Raw genomic sequence first — 22,007 nt, 5'->3', positions numbered from 1 at the left:
CCCTTAAACCGGTTAACCGCGCGCGGCGGCGATCTTGATCAGCTTGGCGTAGTAGAACCCGTCGTGACCCCCTTCCTGGGCCAGCAACTGGCGACCATGAGGCTGCTTGAGGCCGGCTGCCGTAGCAAGGTCCAGCTCGCGGGCGCCCGTCGTGCGGGCGAGGAAGGCTTCGATCACTTCGGTGTTCTCGGTCGGCAGCGTGGAGCAGGTCGCGTACAGCAGGATGCCGCCGACTTCGAGTGTCTTCCACATGGCGTCGAGCAATTCGCCTTGAAGCTGTGCCAGGGCAATGATGTCCTCCGGCTGGCGGGTCAGCTTGATGTCCGGGTGCCGCCGGATCACGCCAGTCGCCGAGCAGGGAGCGTCGAGGAGGATGCGCTGGAAGGGTTTGCCGTCCCACCAAGTGGCGGTGTCGCGGCCATCGGCGGCGATCAGTTCGGCATTCAGACGCAGGCGTTCGAGGTTTTCCCGCACCCGCACCAAACGCTTGGCTTCAAGGTCCACCGCAACCACACCGGCCAGTGCCGGTTCGGCTTCGAGGATGTGGCAGGTCTTGCCCCCCGGGGCGCAGCAGGCATCGAGCACCCGCTGTCCGGGGGCGAGGTCGAGCAGGTCGGCGGCCAGTTGCGCCGCTTCGTCCTGCACGCTGATCCAGCCTTCGGCGAAACCCGGCAGGCTGCGCACATCGGTGGCCGCTTCGAGAATGATGCCGTCGCGGCTGTAGACGCAGGCTGTGGCGGCGATGCTGGCGTCGGCGAGCAAGCCCAGGTAGGCATCACGGCTGTGATGGCGGCGGTTGACCCGCAGGATCATCGGCGGGTGCGCATTGTTCGCCGCGCAAATGGCTTCCCACTGCTCTGGCCAGAACGCTTTCAGGGACTTTTGCAGCCAGCGCGGGTGGGCGGTGCGCACCACCGGGTCGTGCTCCAGCTCGGCCAGTAACGCTTCGCTTTCACGCTGGGCGCGGCGCAATACCGCGTTGAGCAGCGCCTTGGCCCAGGGTTTTTTCAGTTTGTCGGCACAACCGACGGTTTCGCCGATGGCCGCGTGGGCTGGGACGCGGCTGTAGATCAGTTGGTAGAGACCGACCAGCAGCAACGCCTCGACATCGGCATCGGCAGCCTTGAACGGTTTCTGCAACAACTTGGCTGCCAGCGCCGAGAGGCGCGGCTGCCAGCGGGCGGTTCCGAACGCCAGGTCCTGGGTAAAACCGCGGTCACGGTCCTCGACCTTGTCCAGTTGCGTGGGCAGCGAACTGTTGAGCGAGGCTTTCCCGCTCAGGACGGCAGCCAGAGCCTTGGCGGCAGCCAGACGGGGATTCATTGAGCCTCCGCCGTTTGGCCGAGCACGGTGCCGATGGCAAATTTCTCACGTCTGCTGTTGAACAGGTCGCTGAAATTCAGCGCCTTGCCGCCGGGTAATTGCAGACGTGTCAGACACAGCGCCTGCTCACCGCAAGCGACGATCAGACCATCCTTGCTGGCGCCGAGGATTTCTCCTGGCGCGCCTTTGCCTTGCGCGAGGCTGGCAGCCAGCACCTTCAATGCTTCGCCGTTCAGCATACTGTGGGTGATCGGCCATGGGTTGAAGGCGCGAACCAGACGTTCCAGCTCAACCGCCGGGCGGTTCCAATCGATGCGTGCTTCGTCCTTGTTCAATTTGTGCGCGTAGGTGGCGAGGTTGTCATCCTGCACTTCACCTTCCAGCGTTCCCGCCGCAAGACCGGCGATGGCCTGGATGACTGCCGCGGGGCCGATTTGCGCCAGGCGGTCGTGGAGGGTGCCGCCGGTGTCGTCGTCGCTGATTGGCGTAGTGACCTTGAGCAGCATCGGCCCGGTGTCGAGGCCCAGCTCCATGCGCATCACGGTCACGCCGCTCTCGCTGTCGCCAGCTTCGACGGCCCGCTGGATAGGCGCAGCCCCACGCCAGCGTGGCAGCAACGAGGCATGGCTGTTGATGCAACCCAGACGCGGGATATCCAGCACCGCTTGCGGCAGGATCAGGCCGTAGGCCACCACCACCAGCAAGTCCGGCTTGAGCGCCGCCAGTTCGGCCTGCGCCGCTTCATTGCGCAAGGTGGGTGGTTGCAGCACCGGGATGTCGTGTTCCTGAGCCAACTGCTTGACCGGACTGGGCATCAGCTTTTGCCCGCGACCCGCCGGGCGGTCCGGCTGGGTGTAGACGGCGACGATCTCGTAAGGGCTGTCGAGCAGCGCCTTGAGATGTTCGGCGGCGAATTCCGGGGTGCCGGCAAAGACGATGCGCAGTGGCTCAGTCATGGGGAACTCTCATTAAAGCAATTGCAAAGAAAAAGGCTTGCCGCAGCAAGCCTTTGAAGGGAGGGCATCAAGCGTTCTGGCGATGGATCTTTTCCAGTTTCTTTTTGATCCGGTCGCGTTTGAGGCTGGACAGGTAGTCGACGAACAATTTGCCATTGAGGTGGTCGCATTCATGCTGGATGCACACGGCGAGCAGACCTTCGGCGATCAGTTCGTAAGGTTGGCCGTCGCGGTCCAGGGCCTTGATCTTGACCTTTTGCGGGCGATCGACGTTTTCGTAGAAGCCCGGCACCGAGAGGCAGCCTTCCTGATATTGCTCCATCTCCTCGGTCAGCGGTTCGAACTCGGGGTTGATGAACACCCGTGGTTCGCTGCGGTCTTCGGAGAGGTCCATGACGACGATACGTTTGTGCACGTTGACCTGGGTAGCGGCAAGGCCGATGCCTGGCGCTTCATACATTGTTTCAAACATGTCGTCGACCAACTGACGCACTTCGTCGTCCACTACGGCCACTGGTTTGGCAATAGTGCGCAGGCGCGAGTCGGGGAATTCGAGGATGTCTAAAATGGCCATAAGATCAACTGATGCACGTGTGAGGTAAAGTCGGGTCGATGGCCTGGCGGGTCTGAAGATGCCGGCTACCGTTGTAAAACGTAGCTCCTTTTTCTCAATTGAGCAGGGAGCGGGCCACGAAGGCTCTGGCGTTTCACGCGAACGCACATGATAAAGGGATTCACCGCATGAGGAAATCACTACTCGCCCTGCTGCTCCTGGCTTCGGCCGGTTTTGCGCACGGGCAAGTGCAGCTCAGGGAAGGTTTTCCACAGCAATACACCGTCGTAGCAGGAGACACACTCTGGGACATCGCCGGCAAATTCCTGCGCGAGCCCTGGAAATGGCCTGAGCTCTGGCAGGTCAATCCGCAGATCCAGAATCCCAACCTGATCTACCCAGGCGACTTGCTATCGCTGGTCTACGTCGATGGCCAGCCGCGCCTGACCCTCAATCGTGGCGCATCCCGGGGCACCATCAAGCTGTCGCCACGGGTGCGCAGTTCACCGGTGGCCGACGCGATCCCGAGCATCCCGCTACAAGCGATCAACAGTTTCCTGCTGAGCAATCGCATCGTCGACAAGGCCGAGGATTTCGACAAGGCGCCCTACATCGTCGCCGGTGATGCCGAAAGGGTGCTCAGTGGCACCGGTGACCGCATCTTCGCCCGTGGCCACTTCGATCAGCAGCACCCGGTCTATGGCATTTTCCGCCAGGGCAAGGTCTATACCGACCCCGAGAGCAAGGAGTTTCTGGGGATCAACGCCGACGACATTGGCGGCGGTGAGGTGGTCGCCACTGAAGGTGACGTCGCCACCCTCGCCCTGCAACGCACGACCCAGGAAGTGCGTCTTGGCGATCGGCTGTTCAGTAGCGAAGAACGGTCGATCAACTCGACGTTCATGCCCAGTGCGCCAGCCAGTGAGATCAATGGCCTGATCATCGATGTGCCGCGCGGAGTCACGCAGATTGGCGCGCTGGACGTAGTGACGCTGAACAAGGGGCAACGTGACGGCCTGGCCGAAGGCAATGTACTGGTGGTGATGAAAACAGGTGAAACCGTGCGCGATCGGATCACCGGCCAGCCGTTGAAGATTCCCGATGAGCGTGCCGGTTTGCTGATGGTATTCCGCACCTACGACAAGCTCAGTTACGGCCTGGTGCTCAACGCTTCGCGGTCCCTGGCGGTGATGGACAAGGTGCGTAATCCTTAGCCTGCTTCACAACTTACCAACAGAGTTATCCACAGCTTGTTCCTGCTGGAAAGGAACTCATAAACGATCAAGGATGATCCATGACCGTGTCTGCCATAACACCGGTTTCCCCTGCGGAACTGGAAGCTCGACTACGTCTGCATCGTTTGCCGGCGCTCGGCCCGGTGCGATTCAAAAAACTGCTTGAAGCCTTCGGCTCTGCTTCCAAAGCCATCGGTGCACCGGCCAGCGCCTGGCGTTCGCTGGGCCTGCCGATGGCCTGTGCCGAGGCGCGGCGCAGCACTGAGGTGCGCGATGGTGCCAGCCATGCATTGGCCTGGCTAGAGCGTTCGGGCCAGCATTTGTTGATGTGGGACCAGCCCGACTATCCGGCGCTGCTGGCAGAAATCAGCGCTGCACCGCCGCTGCTGTTTGTTGCTGGCAACCCGGGCATTCTGGAAAAGCCGCAGTTGGCGATGGTCGGTAGCCGTCGCGCTTCGCGACCAGGCATGGACACTGCGGCGGCGTTTTCCAGAAGCCTGGCCGGGGCAGGTTTTGTCATCACCAGTGGCTTGGCGCTGGGCATCGATGCCGCCGCGCATCAAGCTGCGCTGAATGTCGGCGGGCAAACGGTCGGCGTCCTCGGGACCGGCATCGAAAATTTTTATCCACAGCGCAACCGCAGGCTGGCTGACGACATGATCGCGTCGGGCAGCGCGGTGGTTTCCGAGTTCCCGTTGGATGCCGGCCCCACCGCGAGCAACTTTCCGAGGCGCAACCGCATCATCAGCGGGCTGTCGCTCGGCGTGCTGGTGGTGGAGGCCAGCGTGGCCAGTGGTTCGTTGATCACGGCGAGGTTGGCAGCGGAGCAGGGTCGTGAGGTGTATGCGATTCCGGGATCGATTCATCATCCCGGTGCCAGAGGTTGTCATCAGTTGATCCGCGACGGTGCGACGCTGGTGGAGACCATCGAGCATATCCTCGAGGCCCTGCGCGGCTGGCAGCAGTTACCCTTATCCACAGAGACGCCGACGACAAATCACCCGCTGCTGGCCCTTTTGCATGCGGCGCCTCACACCAGCGAAGCGCTGGCTGAAAGCAGCGGTTGGGCATTGCCCAAAGTGCTGGCGGCGTTGACCGAACTGGAAATGGATGGCCGTGCGAGCTGCGAAAGCGGGCGGTGGTTTGCGCGGGTGAGCTAGGTTTTACAAGGAAGATCGGTAAACTGCGCAGAGCCTAATTCCGGAGAGTTTTTCATGGTCAACAGTTGGCGTGTGCAACAAGCCGCGCAAGCCGTTCGCGCAGGAGCGGTGATTGCCTATCCAACCGAGGCGGTCTGGGGTCTGGGTTGCGACCCGTGGGACGAAGAGGCGGTGGAGCGTCTGCTGCTGATCAAGGGGCGCGCAGTCGACAAGGGGCTGATCCTGGTGGCCGACAACATTCGGCAGTTCGATTTTCTCTTCGAAGATTTCCCCGAGCTGTGGATGGATCGCATGGCCAGCACCTGGCCGGGGCCGAACACTTGGCTGGTGCCCCATCAGAACCTGTTACCCGAGTGGATCACCGGGGTGCACGACACGGTGGCGCTGCGAGTCAGCGATCACCCGCTGGTGAGAGACTTGTGTGCGCTGGTCGGACCGCTGGTGTCGACATCGGCCAACCCCCAAGGAAAACCTGCGGCGCGTACGCGGTTGCGGGTGGAGCAGTATTTCCGTGGGGAGGTTGATTTCGTGTTGGGCGGCAACCTGGGCGGGCGCAAGAACCCGAGCCTGATTCGTGATCTGGCGACGGGGAATGTGATTCGTCCGGCTTGAGACCGTGGTGCCTTCATCGCGAGCAAGCCCGTTCCTACGGGTTTGTGAACGGCGTAGCCCCCTGTAGGAGCGAGCTTGCTTGCGATGGGGACCTCAAGGCAACAGGATGGTCGAACCGGTCGTACGCCGCGCCGACAACTCGGTCTGCGCCTTCGCCGCTTCAGCCAGCGGATAGCGCTGGCTGATATCGACCTTCAGCTTGCCGCTGATGATCATCTCGAACACTTCATCTGCCATGCGCTGCAGGTTTTCGGCGTTGTTGGCGTAGGTCGCCAGGGTTGGCCGGGTGACGTACAGCGAGCCTTTCGCCGAAAGAATGCCCAGGTTCACCCCATCCACGGCACCGGAAGCATTGCCGAAACTCACCACCAGGCCGCGAGGTGCGGTGCTGTCCAGCGAGGTCAGCCAAGTGTCCTTGCCGACGCCGTCGTACACCACCGGCACCTTCTTGCCGTCAGTCAACTCCAGCACCCGTTGTGCGACGTTTTCCACGCTGTAATCGATGGTCGCCCATGCACCGTTGGCTTTCGCCAGCGCGGCTTTTTCCGGCGAACTGACCGTGCCGATCAGCTTCACGCCGAGAGCCTTGGCCCATTGGCAGGCCAGGGAACCGACACCGCCGGCCGCCGCGTGGAACAGGATGGTTTCGCCACCCTTGAGCTCATAGGTCTGGCGCAACAGGTATTGCACCGTCAGGCCCTTGAGCATGACGCCGGCGGCCTGTTCGAAGCTGATTGCATCCGGCAGATGAACCAGATTGGCTTCCGGCAGTACGTGCACGTCGCTGTAGGCACCCAGCGGGCCACTGCCGTAGGCCACGCGATCGCCGACCTTGAAGCGAGTCACCGCGCTGCCTACGGCCTCGACCACGCCCGCGCCTTCGGAGCCCACGCCAGACGGCAAGGACGGCGGCGCGTAAAGGCCGCTGCGGTAGTAGGTATCGATGAAATTCAGGCCGATGGCCTTGTTCGTCACGCGCACTTGCTGCGGGCCGGGCTCGGCCGGTTGGTAATCCACATACTCAAGTACTTCGGGCCCGCCATGGGTGCGGAACTGGACACGCTTTGCCATCAGAACTCTCCTTGGGTCTTGGTACCAGGGCTGTAACGCCAAGCCCTCTATCGGACTCCTAAGCTTGATCTTCGTCAACAGCGACGCGGGCGCCTGCGATGTTATGCTACGCGCCCATTTGCGCCGGACCCCGCTCCGCTGGGGCGCCGCGTAGTTTTGCCCTGATCCAAGGTGATGACATGACGACCCGCACCGAGGCCGTAAAAGCCTATCTGCTCGACCTGCAAGACCGCATTTGTGCTGCCCTGGAAGCCGAAGACGGCGCCATGCAGTTCGTCGAAGACGCCTGGACCCGTGCGGCAGGCGGCGGCGGTCGCACCCGGGTGATCGAGAATGGCGCGGTCATCGAAAAGGGCGGCGTGAACTTTTCCCACGTTTTTGGCAGCGGTCTCCCACCGTCCGCCAGCGCCCATCGGCCGGAATTGGCCGGGCGTGGCTTCGAAGCCCTGGGCGTGTCGCTGGTGATTCACCCGCACAACCCGCAGGTGCCAACTTCCCACGCCAACGTGCGTTTTTTCATCGCGGAAAAAGAAGGTGAAGAACCGGTCTGGTGGTTTGGCGGCGGCTTTGACCTCACCCCCTACTACGGCAATGTCGAAGACTGTGTGCATTGGCACCGTGTTGCCGAGCAGGCCTGCGCGCCGTTCGGTCCAGACGTCTACTCACGCTACAAGGCCTGGTGCGACAGCTATTTCCATATCAAGCATCGCCACGAGCCACGCGGTATTGGCGGCCTGTTTTTCGATGACTTGAACGAGTGGGACTTCGACACCTGCTTCGCCTTCATCCGTGCCATCGGTGATGCCTACATCGACGCCTACCTGCCAATCGTGCAGCGCCGCAAGAACGATACGTTCACCGCCCAACAGCGCGAGTTCCAGGAATTTCGTCGCGGCCGTTACGTCGAGTTCAACCTGGTGTATGACCGAGGTACGCTGTTCGGCCTGCAGTCGGGTGGGCGCACCGAGTCGATCCTGATGTCGCTGCCACCCCAGGTTCGCTGGGGCTATGACTGGAAAGCCGAGCCGGGCACCGAAGAAGCCCGTCTGACCGAGTATTTCCTGCAAGATCGCGATTGGTTGGCCGAGGCCTGAACGAGGAAACCTGATGGACCGTTACGTCGTATTCGGCAACCCGATTGGCCACAGCAAGTCGCCGATGATTCACCGGTTGTTTGCCGAGCAGACCGCTCAGCAACTGGATTACAGCACTTCACTGGCGCCGCTCGAGGATTTTTCGGCCTTCGCCCGGGGATTTTTCCTCGAAGGGCGCGGGGCGAATGTGACGGTGCCGTTCAAGGAAGAAGCGTTTCGCCTGGCAGACAGCCTGACGGCGCGTGCCCAACGGGCTGGCGCGGTGAACACCCTGAGCAAACTCGCCGACGGCACCCTGCTGGGCGACAACACCGATGGTGCCGGACTGGTGCGGGACCTGACGGTCAATGCCGGGTTCAGCCTCAAGGGCAAACGCATCCTGCTGCTCGGCGCCGGTGGTGCGGTGCGTGGAGCGCTGGAACCACTTTTGGCCGAGCAGCCGGCTTCGGTGATCATCGCCAACCGCACGGTGGAAAAGGCCGAGCTGCTGGCCGAGCTGTTTGCGGACCTGGGGCCGGTGTCGGCCAGTGGTTTCGATTGGCTGCACGAGTCGGTGGACCTGATCATCAACGCGACGTCGGCGAGCCTGTCCGGTGATGTCCCGCCGATTGCCGGCAGCCTGGTCGAGCCCGGCAAGACCGTCTGCTACGACATGATGTACGGCAAGGAACCGACTGCGTTCTGCCGCTGGGCAACGCAGCAGGGCGCAGCGGTGTCGATGGATGGCCTGGGCATGCTCGCCGAGCAGGCGGCGGAAGCCTTCTTCCTGTGGCGTGGCGTGCGCCCGGACACGGCGCCGGTGCTGGCGGAGTTGCGTCGGCAGTTGGCTGCATAAACCGGACGCTCCTACAGGGGTGGTGTTTCAATCCTCGAACCGTATCGGGCACTTCTGCGCCCCCTCAAGCTTCCTCAGCTCCTCCACCACCGGCGGCCGAGCCCCGCGCAGCGTCAGGCTGCGATCCTGACGCAACAGCCGTCGTGCCTCCTGATGCAGCATTTCCACCCCTGAATAGTCGATGAAGTTGATCTGCTGCGCTTCGATCACCACGCGCGCGGCGTTCATCCGTTGCAGGCGCACTTGCAGGTAATGGCTGGCACCGAAGAAGATCGAGCCGCCGACCCGCAGAATGTCCTCGTCGCCGTCACGCCAGTGCTGGACCCGTGGTTGCGAGGTGCGTTTAAGGTAGAAGAACAGCGACGCGAGCACGCCGGCGTAGATCGCGGTTTGCAATTGCAGCAGCAGCGTGGCGACGCAGGTCAGTGCCATCACCGCGAATTCCGCGCGGCTGACTCGCAGCAGGGCACGGATGCCGCGATGATCCACCAGCCCCCAAGCGATCAACAGAATGCTGCCTGCCATGGCCGGGATCGGAATGTGCGCAATCAGGTTGGCGCCGAAGATGGCAAACAGCGCCACCCAGACGGCGGAAAAAATCCCTGCCAGCGGTGAGCAGGCGCCGGCTTCGAAGCTCAACCCAGAGCGTGTGAAGGAGCCGGCCGACAGGGACCCGGAAAAAAACGCCCCGACAATGTTCGACAAGCCCTGTGCACGTACCTCCTGGTTCGCATCGAGCAATTGCTGTGAACGCGCCGACAGGGAGCGGGCAATCGACAGGCTGGTGACCAGCCCGAGCATTCCCACTGCGACGGCGCTGGGCAACAGTCGAAGGACCACATCCAGGTCCAGCGGCAACGGGCTGAACGGCGGCAGCCGGCCGACAAAGGTACTGACCAGGCCGACATGGCCGAACATCGAGGGCCACAACCACACCACCAGCCCGCTCAGTACCAACGTGATTAACAAGGTTGGCCAGCGCGGCAACAGCATTTTCAGGATCACGCCCACCACCACGGTCGCTACGCCGAGCACCAGTGAGGGGCGATCAACTTCGCCCAAGTGGTGAAACAGTGTCATGAAACTGTCCAGCGCCGTCGCCTGGTTGGGTACATCCAGCCCTAGCAGGTTGGGCATCTGGCCAATGGCGATGACCACCGCTGCGCCCAGGGTGAACCCCAGCACTACCGAGTGTGAAACGAAATTGACCAAAGCGCCGAACCGCAGCAGCCCCAACAACCACTGGAAAACCCCGGCCAGGAACGTCAGCAGCAGGATCAGCGTGATGTAGTCCTTGGAAGCCGGCACCGCCAGCGGACTGACACTGGCATACAACACAATCGAAATGGCCGCCGTAGGGCCGCAGATCAGATGCCAGGATGAACCCCACAGACAGGCGATCAGCACCGGGATGATGGCGGCGTACAGGCCGTACTCCGGTGGGAGGCCCGCGATCAGGGCGTAGGCAATGGACTGCGGTAACGCAAGAATGGCGCCGCTCAAGCCAACGATCAGGTCACGCCCGACGCCGGCGCGGGTTTGCCGGGGCAACCAACTGAGGAAGGGAAAGAGCGAATGGCGGCTTGGAAGGGCCATGGGTCCTCTCGGTCAGGGTTTTGCGAAAGAGTAACAGCAGATGACATTGTGGGAGCGGCGGTGCGCAGCTCCCACAGGGGGAGAACGTTAAAGCTTGGCCTTGACCACCGGCAACGCCTCCTTGCCATCCAGGGTCTTCACGCCGTCCAGCCACTTGTCCAGCACAGCCGGGTTGGCCTTGATCCACGCCTTGGCCGCATCGGCGTTGCTCAGCTTCTTGTTCACCACCTCAGCCATGATGCTGTTTTCCATGTCCTGGGTGAAACTCAGGTTGGTCAGCAACTTGCCGACATTCGGGCAGGCCTGGGCATAACCCTTGCGCGTCAGGGTGTGCACGGTGCCGGTGTCACCGAAGTACTTCTCGCCACCCTTGAGGTAATGCATTTTCAACTGCACGTTCATCGGGTGAGGCGTCCAGCCGAGGAAGGTCACGAATTTCTGCTTCTTCACGGCCCGCGACACTTCAGCCAGCATGGCCTGTTCGCTGGATTCCACGAGCTTCCACTGCCCCATGTCAAAGTCGTTTTTCTTGATCATGTCCTGCAGCGAAATGTTGGCCGGCGCGCCGGAGCCGATGCCATAGATTTTCTTGTCGAACTTGTCGGCGTATTTGTTCAGGTCGGCAAAGTTATGCACACCCGCGTCCCAGACATAGTCCGGCACGGCGAGGGTGAATTCGGTGCCGTCGAGGTTTTTCGCCAGTTGCGTCACGTCACCGGTAGCCACGAATTTGTCGTAGAAACCTTGTTGCGCTGGCATCCAGTTACCCAGGAACACGTCGACCTGGCCGTCCTTCAAACCCCCGAAGGTGATGGGCACCGCGAGGGTGTCGACCTTGGCTTTGTAGCCCATGCCGTCCAGCAGAAACCCGGTGATGGCGTTGGTCGCGGCAATGTCACTCCAGCCGGGATCGGCCATCTTCACCGTCTCGCAGCTCTTGTCGTCGGCAAATGCCGAGGCACTGCCCAGAGCCAACAGACCGATTGTCAGCGCTGTGGATAACTTTTGCATGGACTTCCCCTTAACATTATTGGTTTTGGCAGGGTTGTGGATAACGTGCTTTGCGCTCCAGGTCGTCGAGATCGATGTGGTTGCGCATGTACTGCTGACTGGCGTCCACCAGTGGCTGGTGATCCCAGCTCTTCAGCTTGCCGATGGTCAGCGCATCGGCAACGAAACGCCGACGACGTTGACTGGCGAGCACCTGCTGGTGAATCGCCGGGATATCCCATTTGGCCCGTGCTTCGGCGAGAAATTCATCGAACAGCCCACGATGTTGCGCAGACTGGCTGAGTTCTTCCTGCTCGCAGGGGTCATTGTTTATGTCGAAGAGCAGGCAAGGGTCTTGCTCGCTGTAGATGAATTTGTAGGCGCCGCGGCGAATCATCATCAACGGGCTGGTGGTGCCTTCGGCCATGTACTCACCAAACACTTCGTCATGACCGCCCTGCCCTTGCAGGTGCGGCACCAGGGAGCGACCATCCAGTGGCAACCCCGGCTCCAGTGAGCCGCCAGCCAGTTCGACGAAGGTGGGCAACAGGTCGGCGGTCGACACGGCGGCGCTGACCCGTCCTGCACCGAACTGCCCGGGCGCGCTGATCAACATCGGTACGCGGGCTGACATTTCGAACCAGTGCATTTTGTACCAGAGCCCGCGTTCGCCGAGCATGTCGCCATGGTCGCCGGAAAAGACGATGATGGTGTCGTCGATCAACCCAGTTTCTTCGAGCGTTTGCAGGAGTTTGCCGACGTTGCTGTCGATATAGCTGCACGCACCGAAGTAGGCGCGTCGCGCATCGCGGATCTTATCCACAGGCAACGGCTTGTCCCATAAGTCGTAAACCTTGAGCAAACGTTGGGAGTGAGGGTCGAGCTCGCTCTGCGCCGGCGTTTCCGGCAATGGGATCTCACTGTCTTCGTACAGATTCCAGAACGCCTTGGGAATCGTGTACGGGTCGTGCGGGTGAGTCATCGACACGGTCAGGCAAAACGGCTGGTCGCCCTCTTCGCGCACGTGATCGAACAGATACTGCTGGGCCTTGAATACCACCTCTTCATCGAAATCCAGCTGGTTGGTACGCACGCACGGCCCGGCTTGCAGCACCGAAGACATGTTGTGATACCAGGTGGGACGCACATCCGGCTCGTCCCAGTTTACCGCCCAGCCGTAGTCGGCTGGGTAGATGTCGCTGGTCAGGCGTTCTTCATAGCCGTGCAGTTGGTCCGGACCGCAAAAGTGCATCTTGCCCGACAGCGCCGTCCGGTAGCCCAGGCGACGCAGATAGTGGGCGTACGTCGGCACGTCGGCGGGGAAATCGGCAGCGTTGTCATAGGCGCCGATCTTGCTCGGCAACTGACCGCTGACCAGGGTAAAACGCGACGGCGCGCACAGGGGACTATTGCAGTAGGCGGCATCGAACACCACGCCTTGGGCGGCGAGGCGGCTGAGATTCGGGAGTTTGATAGGCGAAGGGCCGTAGAACGGCAACATTGGCGCGGCCATTTGATCGGCCATGATGAAAAGAATGTTCTTGCGCTTCATGTGATCGCGGCATTCCATAGTGAATATTTATGCGAAAGTGCTGCAATCGAGGATGGATTCCATGCTCTTTGTGGTAAAGCCCATGCAAGACAATGACTAGGATAAGCACAGCTTATGTATGACGCCTTGGGTGATTTGTCCCTGGATCTGCTTCGGGCTTTCGAGGCGGCTGCGCGCCAACGCAGTTTCACCGCTGCGGCTGTGGAGCTGGGCACGACGCAGCCGGCGATCAGTCAGCAGATCAAGCGTCTGGAAGATCAACTCGCCACGCGTTTGTTCGACCGCATTTATCGCGGCATAGAAATGACCGAGGCTGGGGCGATCCTATTTGAGCAGGTTCAGCTCGGTTTGCTGAATATCGATGCAGGATTGAGCGCAATCAGCACTCAGAATCAACACGAAGTGTTACAGGTTGCCACCGATTTCGCCTTCGCCGCCTATTGGTTGATGCCGCGTCTGCACCGTTTCCATGCCGCCAACCCGCAGGTGGATGTCAGCCTGGTCACCAGCGAGCGCAGCCTCAACATGCTGCGCACGGATATCGATGTGGCCGTGTTGTTCGGTGATGGCCGATTCAAGCAGGGCGAAAGTCATTGGCTGTTCAGTGAAGAGGTCTTTCCGGTATGCAGCCCACTGCTGGTGGCGGACCGACCCCTGCCCTTGCCCGCTCAAGCGTTGCTGGAGTTGCCACTGTTGCATTTACGCGGCGAGAACAGCAGCAAATGGTTCGATTGGAGTGGCGTGTTTCGTGGACTCGGCCTTAGCTCGGCGCCTGCGCCTGGCCAGTTGCGCTTTGACAATTACACGCTGCTGATCCAGGCCGCGATTGGTGGCCAGGGTGTGGCAATTGGTTGGCGGCACCTTGTGGATAACTTGCTGGCGCAGGGGTTGTTGTGTCGTCCGATTGCCGACACGGTCATTTCCCGTCAGGGTTACTACGTGGTGCTGCCGCCCCGCAAACGACGCGGGGCGCTGATCCAGCAGTTCGTCGACTGGTTGATGGCCGAGCAGGCCAGCAGCGCGCAATCGCTCAGCGGCCTGACGTTGCCGTCTATTGCGGTGTAGTACCCACGAAGCTGATGTGCTCACCCACGTGCAGGTTCAAGTGCAACTCATCGGCGATACCTGTCGCGACACGACTGAGACGTTCCAGCGGTTCGGCCAAGCCGGGTTCCAGACTGCTGCTGACCTGGCTGAAATGCTCGATGGTCAGCCCCGCCACGCCTCGCGGTGCGTCGATCAGCGTCCAGTGCAGCGAGCTGCTTTGCAGGGCCTCGCGGATTTCTTCGGCGGCATGGCGCTGCAGTTGGTCCTCAATCTCCGGGTCATCCAGCAGTTCGAAATCACCCACCAGAAACAATCGCGAAATGCCCGCCGCCTGCAGGCCATCGACTAATGCATCAACCGCCAGCACTTGCTCCACAGGCCCCGGCACAATGCTTCTTTCCACGTGCTCGCTGTTGAATGGCAGCCCTGGTGCATCCAGCAGGCAGATCACTGCCGAGCAGCCCGCCACGCTCTGCTTGACCCGCTCGGCATCGAACAGGTCACCGGTCTTGGTGCGCAAACCGGGGCGCGGGGCCAAGGCCGTCAGTTCATCGAGTATCGCGATGACTTCATGCTGACGGCGCAGCATTTCAGCCATCAGCGCACTGCCCAGGCTACTCATGGCACCATACAGCACCACTTTGATGACTGGGGTTTCTGCATTTTTCATGGCTGATCTCCACACTTTCATACGTATATGGCGTGTGACCTGCGGTAATCGGTGAGGGTTCGAATGGGTTTGGAGGGATTGCCATGCAGCAGATCAAGGGCTATCACGCCCATGTGTATTTCGACGCGAACAGCATCGATCAAGCGCGGGGGTTCAGGATGGGCGCGATCCGGCCATTGGACCTGTCTATTTTTTGATCACAGGGTTTCTTCGGTTTCACCCGGCAGGTGTTCGTCCAGATATGCAGTCCTGTAGGAGCGAGCTTGCTCGCGATGGCTTCACCTCGGTCTCACGCCCCGACGACCGGTCACGCATCCGGTCACCACTTTCACAGGCGAAAGCTGGCTGAAAGCTTCCCCGATTAGGATCGCCCCACTACCGGCAACAGACCGGTCGGCCAATGCCAGCGTTTTACCGCTCGCACAGCCCATTAAACAACAACAATGGTGACCCTGATGTCCTTTACTACCCGCCGCTTCGCCATCACTCCGCCCGTACGCCTCGCGCTTCCCGTTCTGCGCTGACCCCTCCGGTTCGCCCATTCCCTAGCCGCGCTACGCCTGGAGTATTCCCATGCTGACTTTCCTTGGCTTCGCCATGGTCATCACGTTCATGTTCCTGATCATGACCAAGCGCCTGTCTGCGCTGATCGCCCTGATCATCATCCCGATCCTCTTCGCCCTGTTCGGTGGTTTCGCCCCGAAAATCGGCCCGATGATGCTCGAAGGCATCACCAAGCTTGCGCCAACTGGCGTGATGCTGATGTTCGCCATTCTGTATTTCGCCCTGATGATCGACTCCGGCCTATTCGACCCGGCCGTGCGCAAGATCCTCAAGATGGTCAAGGGCGATCCCCTGAAAGTTTCGGTCGGCACCGCCGTTCTGGCGCTCGTTGTCTCCCTCGACGGTGACGGCGCGACCACTTACATGATCTGCGTGGCCGCGATGCTGCCGCTGTACAGCCGTATTGGCATGAGCCCGCGCATCATGGCCGGTCTGATCATCCTCGCCGGTGGCGTGATGAACATGACCCCATGGGGTGGTCCGACCGCCCGTGCCGCCAGTGCGCTGCATGTCGACCCGTCGGCGATCTTTGTCCCGATGATCCCGGCGATGGCCGCTGGTGTGGTGGCGATCCTGGCCATCGCTTACTTCTACGGCAAGCGTGAGCGTGCGCGCCTGGGTGAGCTGCACCTGGTGGGTGATGAAATCGACCACAGCGAAATCAGCGTTTCGCAGTTCCCGGATGCCCGTCGTCCGAAGCTGATCTGGTTCAACGGCGCATTGACCCTGGCGCTGATGTGCACCCTGATCGCCGGTCTGTTGCCGCTGCCAGTGCTGTTCATGGTGGCGTTCAGTATTGCGATGATCGTCAACTACCCTTGCCTGCAACAGCAGAAGGATCGCGTCGCAGCGCATGCTGGTAGTGTGCTGGCGGTAGTCGGCCTGATCTTCGCGGCGGGCATTTTCACCGGTATCCTCACCGGCACTGGTATGGTCGACGCGATGTCCAAGAGCTTGCTCGCGGTTATCCCGGATTTCCTTGGGCCGTACCTGGCCGTGATCACCGCGCTGGTGAGCATGCCGTTCACGTTTTTCATGTCGAACGACGCGTTTTATTACGGCGTGCTGCCCGTGCTGGCCGAAGCCGCCAGCCATTACGGTATTACCGCAGTGGAAATGGCACGTGCCTCGATCGTCGGTCAGCCCGTCCACTTGCTGAGCCCGCTGGTACCATCCACCTATCTGTTGGTGGCGCTGGCCGGTATCGACTTCGGTGACCACCAACGCTTTACCCTGAAATGGGCAGTGCTGGTGTGCATGTGCATACTGGTTGCTGCATTGCTGATGGGGATTTTTCCGCTGTTCAGCACTCTATAAGCCCAAGACTCACCATAAAGAGTCCAGGCTTCGTTGATTGAAGCCCGGACTTTTTTGGTTTAACACTCGCTCAAAGGAATACACATGGAATGGCTGACCAACCCTGAGATCTGGGTTGCCTTCTTTACCCTGACTGCCCTGGAAATCGTCCTGGGTATCGATAACATCATCATGATTTCGATCTTGGTCAGCCGCATGCCCAAGCACATGCAGGCGCGTACCCGTATCTTCGGCCTGGCGCTGGCCATGGTCACGCGCATCCTGTTGCTGCTGTCCATCACCTGGGTCATGCGCCTCACGGCCGATCTGTTCGAAGTGTTCGGCCAGGGCATTTCCGGGCGAGACCTGATTCTGTTCTTCGGTGGCCTGTTCCTGTTGTGGAAAAGCTCGCAAGAGATGTACCACGCACTGGAAGGCGAAGACGAAACCAACGACGAGCCAAGCGGCAAGGGCGGCAATTTCCTCTACACCATCATCCAGATCGCGATCATCGACATCGTGTTCTCGCTGGACTCGGTGATCACCGCCGTCGGAATGGTTTCCCATGTGCCGGTCATGGTCGCGGCGATCATCGTGGCCGTCCTGGTGATGATGTTGGCCGCCGGCACCATCAGCGATTTCATCGACAAGCACCCGTCGCTGAAAATGCTGGCGCTGTCGTTCCTGCTGGTGGTGGGTACCGTGCTGATTGCTGAAGCCTTCGACGTTCACGTGCCTAAAGGTTACGTCTACTTCGCGATGGGCTTCTCGCTCGCGGTAGAGGCCATCAACATCAAGATGCGCACCGCCATCGCCAGGAAGAAAAAGCAGCAGGACCCGGTGAAACTGCGCAAGGACATTCCGGGACAGTAACCCGAAACGCCGGACTTCTGTAGGAGCGAGCATGCTCGCGATGGACTCGAAAACGCCACGGGGTGCCAGGTACCCAGCGTTATCATTGACGACCATCGCGAGCATGCTCGCTCCTACAGGGGTAATGCGCTTCACATGACGGTTTTGTTTCAAACCTTTCTTTGGCTGTGCGATGCTGGCGCACAGACCGTTAGCCAACTACAGCTTAAGTACAAGACGTAGAAATTCGCGCGGTACCGTCAACTTGCTCCTTTGGGGCGCTATCACCACAGGGGGCCTGTATGCTCACCCTGCTCAATCTGCTTTCCGCCGTGGCCCTGCTGATTTGGGGCACGCACATCGTCCGAACCGGCATCCTGCGGGTCTACGGTTCCAATCTTCGCCATGTAATCGGCCAGAACATGTCCAGGCGTTGGCTGGCATTTCTGTCGGGCATTGCCGTCACGGCCATGGTCCAGAGCAGCAACGCCACGGCGATGCTCGTGACGTCCTTCGTCGGCCAGGGATTGATGGCGCTGACCCCTGCCCTGGTGACCATGCTAGGGGCCGATGTCGGTACGGCGCTGATGGCGCGGGTGTTGACCTTCGACCTGTCCTGGCTGTCGCCGCTGCTGATCTTTCTTGGGGTCATTTTCTTCCTGTCGCGCAAGCAGACCCGTCTCGGCCAGATGGGCCGCGTGGCCATCGGCCTGGGGCTGATCATCCTGGCGCTGCAACTGATCGTCGAAGCAGCCGACCCGATTACCCACGCCAAAGGCGTCAAGGTGATTTTCGCTTCGCTGACCGGCGACATCCTGCTCGATGCCCTGATGGGGGCGCTGTTCGCCATGATTTCCTACTCCAGCCTGGCAGCGGTGTTGCTGACCGCGACCCTGGCCGGTGCCAAAGTGATCAGCCTGCCGGTAGCCTTGGGCCTGGTCATTGGCGCCAACATCGGCAGCGGTGTCCTGGCCTTCCTCAGCACCAGCATGCAAAACGCCGCCGGGCGTCAGGTGGCCCTGGGCAGCCTGTTGTACAAACTGATCGGGCTGCTGCTGATCATCCCGGTGCTCGATCCGTTGGTGCACTGGATCGACAGCCTGGATTTCAGCCCGCAGGAAATGGTTATCGGCTTTCACCTGCTCTACAACTCCGCGCGCTGCCTGATTTTGCTGCCCACCGTCGGGCCGATGGCCAGGTTCTGTGCCTGGGTGCTGCCGGAGCAACCCCAAGCCAACGGCATGGCCAAACCCCGGCACCTCGATCCGACGGCGCTGGTCACGCCCAGTCTGGCGCTGGCTAATGCGTCTCGGGAAACCCTGCGCATGGGCGATCTGATCGACCACATGCTTGAGGCCATGCTGGATGTGCTGCAGGGCAAGCAAACCGCCGTGACCCAGGAAATACGCCGTCTGACCGATGATGTCGAAGCGCTGTACAGCGCGATCAAACTCTATCTGGCGCAGATGCCCCGCGAAGACCTCAGTGACCAGGACAGCCGCCGCTGGGCGGAAATCATCGAGCTGGCGATCAACCTCAAGCTGGCCAGCGACCTGATCGAGCGCATGCTGCGCAAAGTCCAGCAACAGAAAACCTCACAGCGCCGCTCGTTTTCGGAGGTTGGCCTGGAAGAGTTGGCGGGGCTGCAAAGCCAGTTGATCTCGACATTGCGCCTGGGCCTGTCGGTGTTTCTCAGTGCCGACAAGGAAAGCGCCCGTCAGCTGCTGCGCGAGAAACGTCGCTTCCGCGCACAGGAACGCCGCCTGGCCCACGCCCATGTCAGCCGCTTGCAACGTAAAATTGTGCAAAGTCTGGAGACCAGTTCGCTGCACCTGGAGCTGATCGCCGATATGAAGCGTCTGAGCTCTCTGTTCTGCAGCAGTGCCTATGTGGTGCTGGAAAACGCCGACACCGGGGCACTGATGGTCGACGATTTGGCTGACATCACACATTCGCCTTGAACGTCTGGCACAGTGATCAGTCAGTAACATGGATCTGTAGGAGCGAGCTTGCTCGCGAAAGCGCCCTGACTGACGAAACGGATCCCTGACTGACTGCCCGGAAGCTTCTTATGCGTTGCCTGTTGTTCGCCTGCCTGCTGCTGGGCTCTCTCCCTTCTTTCGCCCTGGATCGCTTCCAGGTTGAGGGCTATACGCTGCGCAACGGCCTGCAACTGCTGCTCAAACCGGGCAGCGAGCGCGGGCATGTGGCGATTCGGCTGGTGGTAGGTGTCGGCATCGATGATTTCAGCTGCGCCGACAAAGAGCTGCCGCACCTGCTCGAACACTTGCTGTTCAGCGGTATCGACGCCACCGGTGAAGGTGGCCTGGAAGAGCGCATGCAGGCACTCGGTGGTGAGTGGAACGCCTTCACCAGCAACGCCGACACCACATTCGTCATCGAAGCCCCGGCGAAGAACCAGCGCAAGGTGCTCGACCTGCTCCTGGCGTTGCTCACGCAGACCCGCATCGATGACCACGCGATCAACGCCGCCAAGCAGGTGGTCGAGCGAGAGGACGGCGGTCACTACACCCATCTGCAACGCTGGCTGGATCGTCAGGACCTCGGTCATACCGCGAGCAATCAACTGGCGGTGGAACTGGGCCTCAGATGCCAGGAGCGGCCGGAAGTCGATCACCTGACCCGCGAACAACTGGAGTCGGTGCGCAAGGCCTGGTACGCGCCGAACAACATGACTCTGATCGTCGTCGGCGACCTTGAGCGTCTACTGCCGGCTTATCTGGAGCGGGCCTGGGGTGCGCTCAAGGCGGTAGACCCGAGCGAGCATCCGCCCTTGCCGGTGATCCTGGCCAGCGCCGCCCATGAGCGTACCTTGAGCCGCGGCCTCGTGGGCGACACGGCCAAACTGCACTGGCTAGTGCCGGAACCGGTGCTGGACGATGTCAATGACGCCACCTTCGACTTGCTCAAGGACTACCTGGACTGGGCGCTGTATCGCCAGTTGCGCCTGGCGCACAGCCTGTCCTACGGTCCGTCGGCCGAGCGCGAGGTATTTGGCGGGGTGGGCTTCATGAGCCTCAATGCCGATCTTGAGCGAGGCGATGTATCAAAGGCTGCGCGGGCGCTGGACGAATTGAAGGCCGGCTTGCTCAAGAACGGCCTGGACGCCGACACCTTCAATCGCCTCAAGCAGGCCGCCATGGCCCGCCAGGCCTGGGCCGTGCAAGGCAACAGCGCATTGGCGGATTACTACTGGAGTGCGCTGGGCGATTACGAGGACGGTCGATTCTCTGACCCGGCCCGGGAGTTGCGCAGCGTGACCCTGGCGCAAGCGAACAAGGCCATGCGTGAATTGCTGATCCAGCCGGGTTACCTGCGGGTGGAGAAGCCGCTGCTGGGTGATGATCAGTTGATCGTGGCGATCGCCGCCGTCCTGGGTCTTCTCGTATTGGTGCTGCTGGGTTGGTGCTGGCGCGCACGGAAAACGGCGCAGGATCGGCTCGCCACAACGACCCGCGGGCGGTAACCTGTCGAGGATTTTTCCCACGACTACTGCGAATCGCCGAATGCCGACCCTGACCTTGTACGTACAGCGCCTTCTCGAATTGATGAAGCGCTACCCAGGCGTCATTGCGCTCGGCGGTTTCATCTCCGGGGTCGCCAGTTTCATGCTGGTGGACCGCCAACAGGGCCTGGCGACCTGGATCACCGTGATCATGGTCCTCAGCTGGGTCTGGCTGATGCTGGAAAACAGCCTGACGCAGCTATTTACACGCATCTTCAAGCGAGAAATCCCACAACCTTTGCTGCGTTACGCGACGCAGATGATCCACCAGGAAAGCCTGTTCTTCGTCCTGCCCTTCTTTTTCATCACCACCACCTGGAATAGCGGCCAGTTGTTTTTCACCGGGTTGTTGGGCATTGCCGCGCTGATTTCCATTATCGACCCGCTCTACTACAAATGGCTGGCCCCGCGGCGCTGGGCGTTCCTGGCGCTGCACACGCTGACGCTGTTCGCCGCGCTGCTGACCGCCCTGCCCGTCATCCTGCACCTGACCACCTCCCAGAGCTTCAAGCTGGCGCTGGGCACGGCGGTGGTCCTGTCGTTCCCGAGCCTGGCGTCGATCTTCCCGATCCGTACCGTGCGCAATGCCGTGGCGATCCTGTGCATCACCGTCGGCATTGGCGCTGTGGGCTGGGTCCTGCGGTCGTGGGTGCCGCCGGCCACGCTGTGGATGACCGACGTCGCGATCAGCACGCAGATGCAGGACCGCACGCCGGGCGACAGCCTCCATGAAGTGAGCGCCGAGCAGATTCGTGGCGGCGGGCTCTATGCCTACACGGCGATCAACGCGCCACGTGGTCTGGACGAGCGGATTTATCACGTCTGGCAGTTCAATGGAAAAGAGGTCGACCGCATTGCTCTGGACATCCATGGTGGTCGCAAGGAAGGCTACCGCGCCTGGACCCATAAACAGAATTTCCCCGGCAGCCCAGCGGGTGACTGGCAGGTTCGCGTGTTGACCGAGGACGGCCAGTTGATCGGTGTGTTGCGATTCAAGATCACAGACAGCACACCGACCAAAGAAAAGTAACGGGGTTCGTGCTATTACGTAGCTCTGCGTAATAGCCGAACAAGC

The 22,007-nt window shown here is 61.0% G+C and carries 19 protein-coding genes; 11 read left to right on the top strand and 8 right to left on the bottom strand.

What is annotated here, in order from left to right; translation table 11 throughout:
• Positions 1-12 precede the first annotated feature (12 nt).
• The 3 genes from rsmB to def form a co-directional block, all read right to left on the bottom strand.
• Positions 13-1,323: a 16S rRNA (cytosine(967)-C(5))-methyltransferase RsmB gene (gene rsmB / locus AB4O36_RS26020; RefSeq protein ID WP_460119412.1), complete on the bottom strand. Its 1,311-nt coding sequence runs from the start codon at positions 1,321-1,323 to the stop codon at positions 13-15.
• Positions 1,320-2,279 (bottom strand): methionyl-tRNA formyltransferase, encoded by a 960-nt coding sequence (gene fmt, locus AB4O36_RS26015; protein WP_460119411.1) that lies wholly within the window; start codon positions 2,277-2,279, stop codon positions 1,320-1,322. Before fmt ends, rsmB begins: the two co-directional genes overlap by 4 nt.
• A gap of 67 nt (positions 2,280-2,346) precedes the next feature.
• The gene (gene def / locus AB4O36_RS26010) at positions 2,347-2,853 is read right to left on the bottom strand and encodes a peptide deformylase (protein WP_460119409.1); all 507 of its coding nucleotides are present in this window, start codon (positions 2,851-2,853) and stop codon (positions 2,347-2,349) included.
• A 167-nt stretch (positions 2,854-3,020) separates the two neighbouring features.
• Between def and AB4O36_RS26005 the strand changes: the two genes are divergently transcribed.
• From AB4O36_RS26005 to AB4O36_RS25995, 3 genes are all read left to right on the top strand, one after another.
• Complete coding sequence (locus AB4O36_RS26005) at positions 3,021-4,046, top strand: LysM peptidoglycan-binding domain-containing protein (protein WP_460119407.1); 1,026 nt, start codon at positions 3,021-3,023, stop codon at positions 4,044-4,046.
• Between the two features lie 80 nt (positions 4,047-4,126).
• Positions 4,127-5,227 (top strand): DNA-processing protein DprA, encoded by a 1,101-nt coding sequence (dprA, locus tag AB4O36_RS26000; protein WP_460119405.1) that lies wholly within the window; start codon positions 4,127-4,129, stop codon positions 5,225-5,227.
• Positions 5,228-5,281: 54 nt separating this feature from the next.
• Positions 5,282-5,839 carry an L-threonylcarbamoyladenylate synthase gene (locus tag AB4O36_RS25995; protein WP_460119403.1) on the top strand — a complete coding sequence of 186 codons (558 nt, stop codon included), beginning with the start codon at positions 5,282-5,284 and terminating at the stop codon, positions 5,837-5,839.
• Between the two features lie 93 nt (positions 5,840-5,932).
• Here AB4O36_RS25995 and AB4O36_RS25990 read toward each other — a convergent pair whose 3' ends face one another.
• Positions 5,933-6,910 (bottom strand): NADPH:quinone reductase, encoded by a 978-nt coding sequence (locus AB4O36_RS25990; RefSeq protein WP_460140594.1) that lies wholly within the window; start codon positions 6,908-6,910, stop codon positions 5,933-5,935.
• 179 nt (positions 6,911-7,089) lie between these two features.
• Here AB4O36_RS25990 and hemF point away from each other — a divergent pair, with 179 nt between their 5' ends.
• Together hemF and aroE are read left to right on the top strand one after the other, a co-directional pair.
• On the top strand, positions 7,090-8,004 hold the full coding sequence (gene hemF / locus AB4O36_RS25985) for an oxygen-dependent coproporphyrinogen oxidase (protein ID WP_460119400.1): 915 nt from the start codon (positions 7,090-7,092) through the stop codon (positions 8,002-8,004).
• A 13-nt stretch (positions 8,005-8,017) separates the two neighbouring features.
• Positions 8,018-8,839, top strand: coding sequence for a shikimate dehydrogenase (aroE, locus tag AB4O36_RS25980; protein WP_460119399.1), 822 nt, complete (start codon positions 8,018-8,020; stop codon positions 8,837-8,839).
• A 27-nt stretch (positions 8,840-8,866) separates the two neighbouring features.
• Here aroE and AB4O36_RS25975 read toward each other — a convergent pair whose 3' ends face one another.
• The 3 genes from AB4O36_RS25975 to betC form a co-directional block, all read right to left on the bottom strand.
• Positions 8,867-10,435 (bottom strand): SulP family inorganic anion transporter, encoded by a 1,569-nt coding sequence (locus AB4O36_RS25975; RefSeq protein ID WP_460140593.1) that lies wholly within the window; start codon positions 10,433-10,435, stop codon positions 8,867-8,869.
• Between the two features lie 87 nt (positions 10,436-10,522).
• Positions 10,523-11,446, bottom strand: a complete 924-nt coding sequence (choX, locus tag AB4O36_RS25970; protein ID WP_460119395.1) for a choline ABC transporter substrate-binding protein — start codon at positions 11,444-11,446, stop codon at positions 10,523-10,525.
• 16 nt (positions 11,447-11,462) lie between these two features.
• Positions 11,463-12,977, bottom strand: a complete 1,515-nt coding sequence (gene betC, locus AB4O36_RS25965) for a choline-sulfatase (RefSeq protein ID WP_460140592.1) — start codon at positions 12,975-12,977, stop codon at positions 11,463-11,465.
• A 114-nt stretch (positions 12,978-13,091) separates the two neighbouring features.
• Here betC and AB4O36_RS25960 point away from each other — a divergent pair, with 114 nt between their 5' ends.
• Positions 13,092-14,042, top strand: a complete 951-nt coding sequence (locus AB4O36_RS25960) for a choline sulfate utilization transcriptional regulator (protein ID WP_460140591.1) — start codon at positions 13,092-13,094, stop codon at positions 14,040-14,042.
• On the opposite strand, the gene AB4O36_RS25955 is transcribed toward AB4O36_RS25960, so the two are convergent.
• A complete protein-coding gene (locus tag AB4O36_RS25955; protein ID WP_460140590.1) occupies positions 14,029-14,694 on the bottom strand; it encodes an NAD(P)-dependent oxidoreductase in 666 nt (221 codons plus the stop codon). The two genes, AB4O36_RS25960 and AB4O36_RS25955, sit on opposite strands and share 14 nt — an antisense overlap.
• 573 nt (positions 14,695-15,267) lie before the next feature.
• Between AB4O36_RS25955 and AB4O36_RS25950 the strand changes: the two genes are divergently transcribed.
• The 5 genes from AB4O36_RS25950 to AB4O36_RS25930 all read left to right on the top strand — a co-directional run bounded on the left by AB4O36_RS25950 (position 15,268) and on the right by AB4O36_RS25930 (position 21,962).
• Positions 15,268-16,575, top strand: a complete 1,308-nt coding sequence (locus AB4O36_RS25950; protein WP_460119385.1) for a CitMHS family transporter — start codon at positions 15,268-15,270, stop codon at positions 16,573-16,575.
• 84 nt (positions 16,576-16,659) lie between these two features.
• Positions 16,660-17,427, top strand: coding sequence for a TerC family protein (locus AB4O36_RS25945; protein WP_460119383.1), 768 nt, complete (start codon positions 16,660-16,662; stop codon positions 17,425-17,427).
• Between the two features lie 281 nt (positions 17,428-17,708).
• A complete protein-coding gene (locus AB4O36_RS25940) occupies positions 17,709-19,367 on the top strand; it encodes a Na/Pi cotransporter family protein (protein ID WP_460119381.1) in 1,659 nt (552 codons plus the stop codon).
• Positions 19,368-19,477: 110 nt separating this feature from the next.
• On the top strand, positions 19,478-20,893 hold the full coding sequence (locus AB4O36_RS25935) for a M16 family metallopeptidase (protein ID WP_460140589.1): 1,416 nt from the start codon (positions 19,478-19,480) through the stop codon (positions 20,891-20,893).
• A gap of 40 nt (positions 20,894-20,933) precedes the next feature.
• A complete protein-coding gene (locus AB4O36_RS25930) occupies positions 20,934-21,962 on the top strand; it encodes a DUF5924 family protein (protein ID WP_460140588.1) in 1,029 nt (342 codons plus the stop codon).
• Positions 21,963-22,007: the final 45 nt, after the last annotated feature.

It is taken from the genome of Pseudomonas sp. S2_E01, assembly GCF_054668365.1.
The sequence above is the reverse complement of the archived record's forward strand: the minus strand, read 5'-3'. Positions and strand labels throughout refer to the sequence as shown.

Coding starts and splice junctions, on each gene's coding strand:
- rsmB (WP_460119412.1), bottom strand. CDS start 1,323: ATGAATCCCCGTCTGGCTGCCGCCAAGGCTCTGGCTGCCGTCCTGAGC.
- fmt (WP_460119411.1), bottom strand. CDS start 2,279: ATGACTGAGCCACTGCGCATCGTCTTTGCCGGCACCCCGGAATTCGCC.
- def (WP_460119409.1), bottom strand. CDS start 2,853: ATGGCCATTTTAGACATCCTCGAATTCCCCGACTCGCGCCTGCGCACT.
- AB4O36_RS26005 (WP_460119407.1), top strand. CDS start 3,021: ATGAGGAAATCACTACTCGCCCTGCTGCTCCTGGCTTCGGCCGGTTTT.
- dprA (WP_460119405.1), top strand. CDS start 4,127: ATGACCGTGTCTGCCATAACACCGGTTTCCCCTGCGGAACTGGAAGCT.
- AB4O36_RS25995 (WP_460119403.1), top strand. CDS start 5,282: ATGGTCAACAGTTGGCGTGTGCAACAAGCCGCGCAAGCCGTTCGCGCA.
- AB4O36_RS25990 (WP_460140594.1), bottom strand. CDS start 6,910: ATGGCAAAGCGTGTCCAGTTCCGCACCCATGGCGGGCCCGAAGTACTT.
- hemF (WP_460119400.1), top strand. CDS start 7,090: ATGACGACCCGCACCGAGGCCGTAAAAGCCTATCTGCTCGACCTGCAA.
- aroE (WP_460119399.1), top strand. CDS start 8,018: ATGGACCGTTACGTCGTATTCGGCAACCCGATTGGCCACAGCAAGTCG.
- AB4O36_RS25975 (WP_460140593.1), bottom strand. CDS start 10,435: ATGGCCCTTCCAAGCCGCCATTCGCTCTTTCCCTTCCTCAGTTGGTTG.
- choX (WP_460119395.1), bottom strand. CDS start 11,446: ATGCAAAAGTTATCCACAGCGCTGACAATCGGTCTGTTGGCTCTGGGC.
- betC (WP_460140592.1), bottom strand. CDS start 12,977: ATGAAGCGCAAGAACATTCTTTTCATCATGGCCGATCAAATGGCCGCG.
- AB4O36_RS25960 (WP_460140591.1), top strand. CDS start 13,092: ATGTATGACGCCTTGGGTGATTTGTCCCTGGATCTGCTTCGGGCTTTC.
- AB4O36_RS25955 (WP_460140590.1), bottom strand. CDS start 14,694: ATGAAAAATGCAGAAACCCCAGTCATCAAAGTGGTGCTGTATGGTGCC.
- AB4O36_RS25950 (WP_460119385.1), top strand. CDS start 15,268: ATGCTGACTTTCCTTGGCTTCGCCATGGTCATCACGTTCATGTTCCTG.
- AB4O36_RS25945 (WP_460119383.1), top strand. CDS start 16,660: ATGGAATGGCTGACCAACCCTGAGATCTGGGTTGCCTTCTTTACCCTG.
- AB4O36_RS25940 (WP_460119381.1), top strand. CDS start 17,709: ATGCTCACCCTGCTCAATCTGCTTTCCGCCGTGGCCCTGCTGATTTGG.
- AB4O36_RS25935 (WP_460140589.1), top strand. CDS start 19,478: ATGCGTTGCCTGTTGTTCGCCTGCCTGCTGCTGGGCTCTCTCCCTTCT.
- AB4O36_RS25930 (WP_460140588.1), top strand. CDS start 20,934: ATGCCGACCCTGACCTTGTACGTACAGCGCCTTCTCGAATTGATGAAG.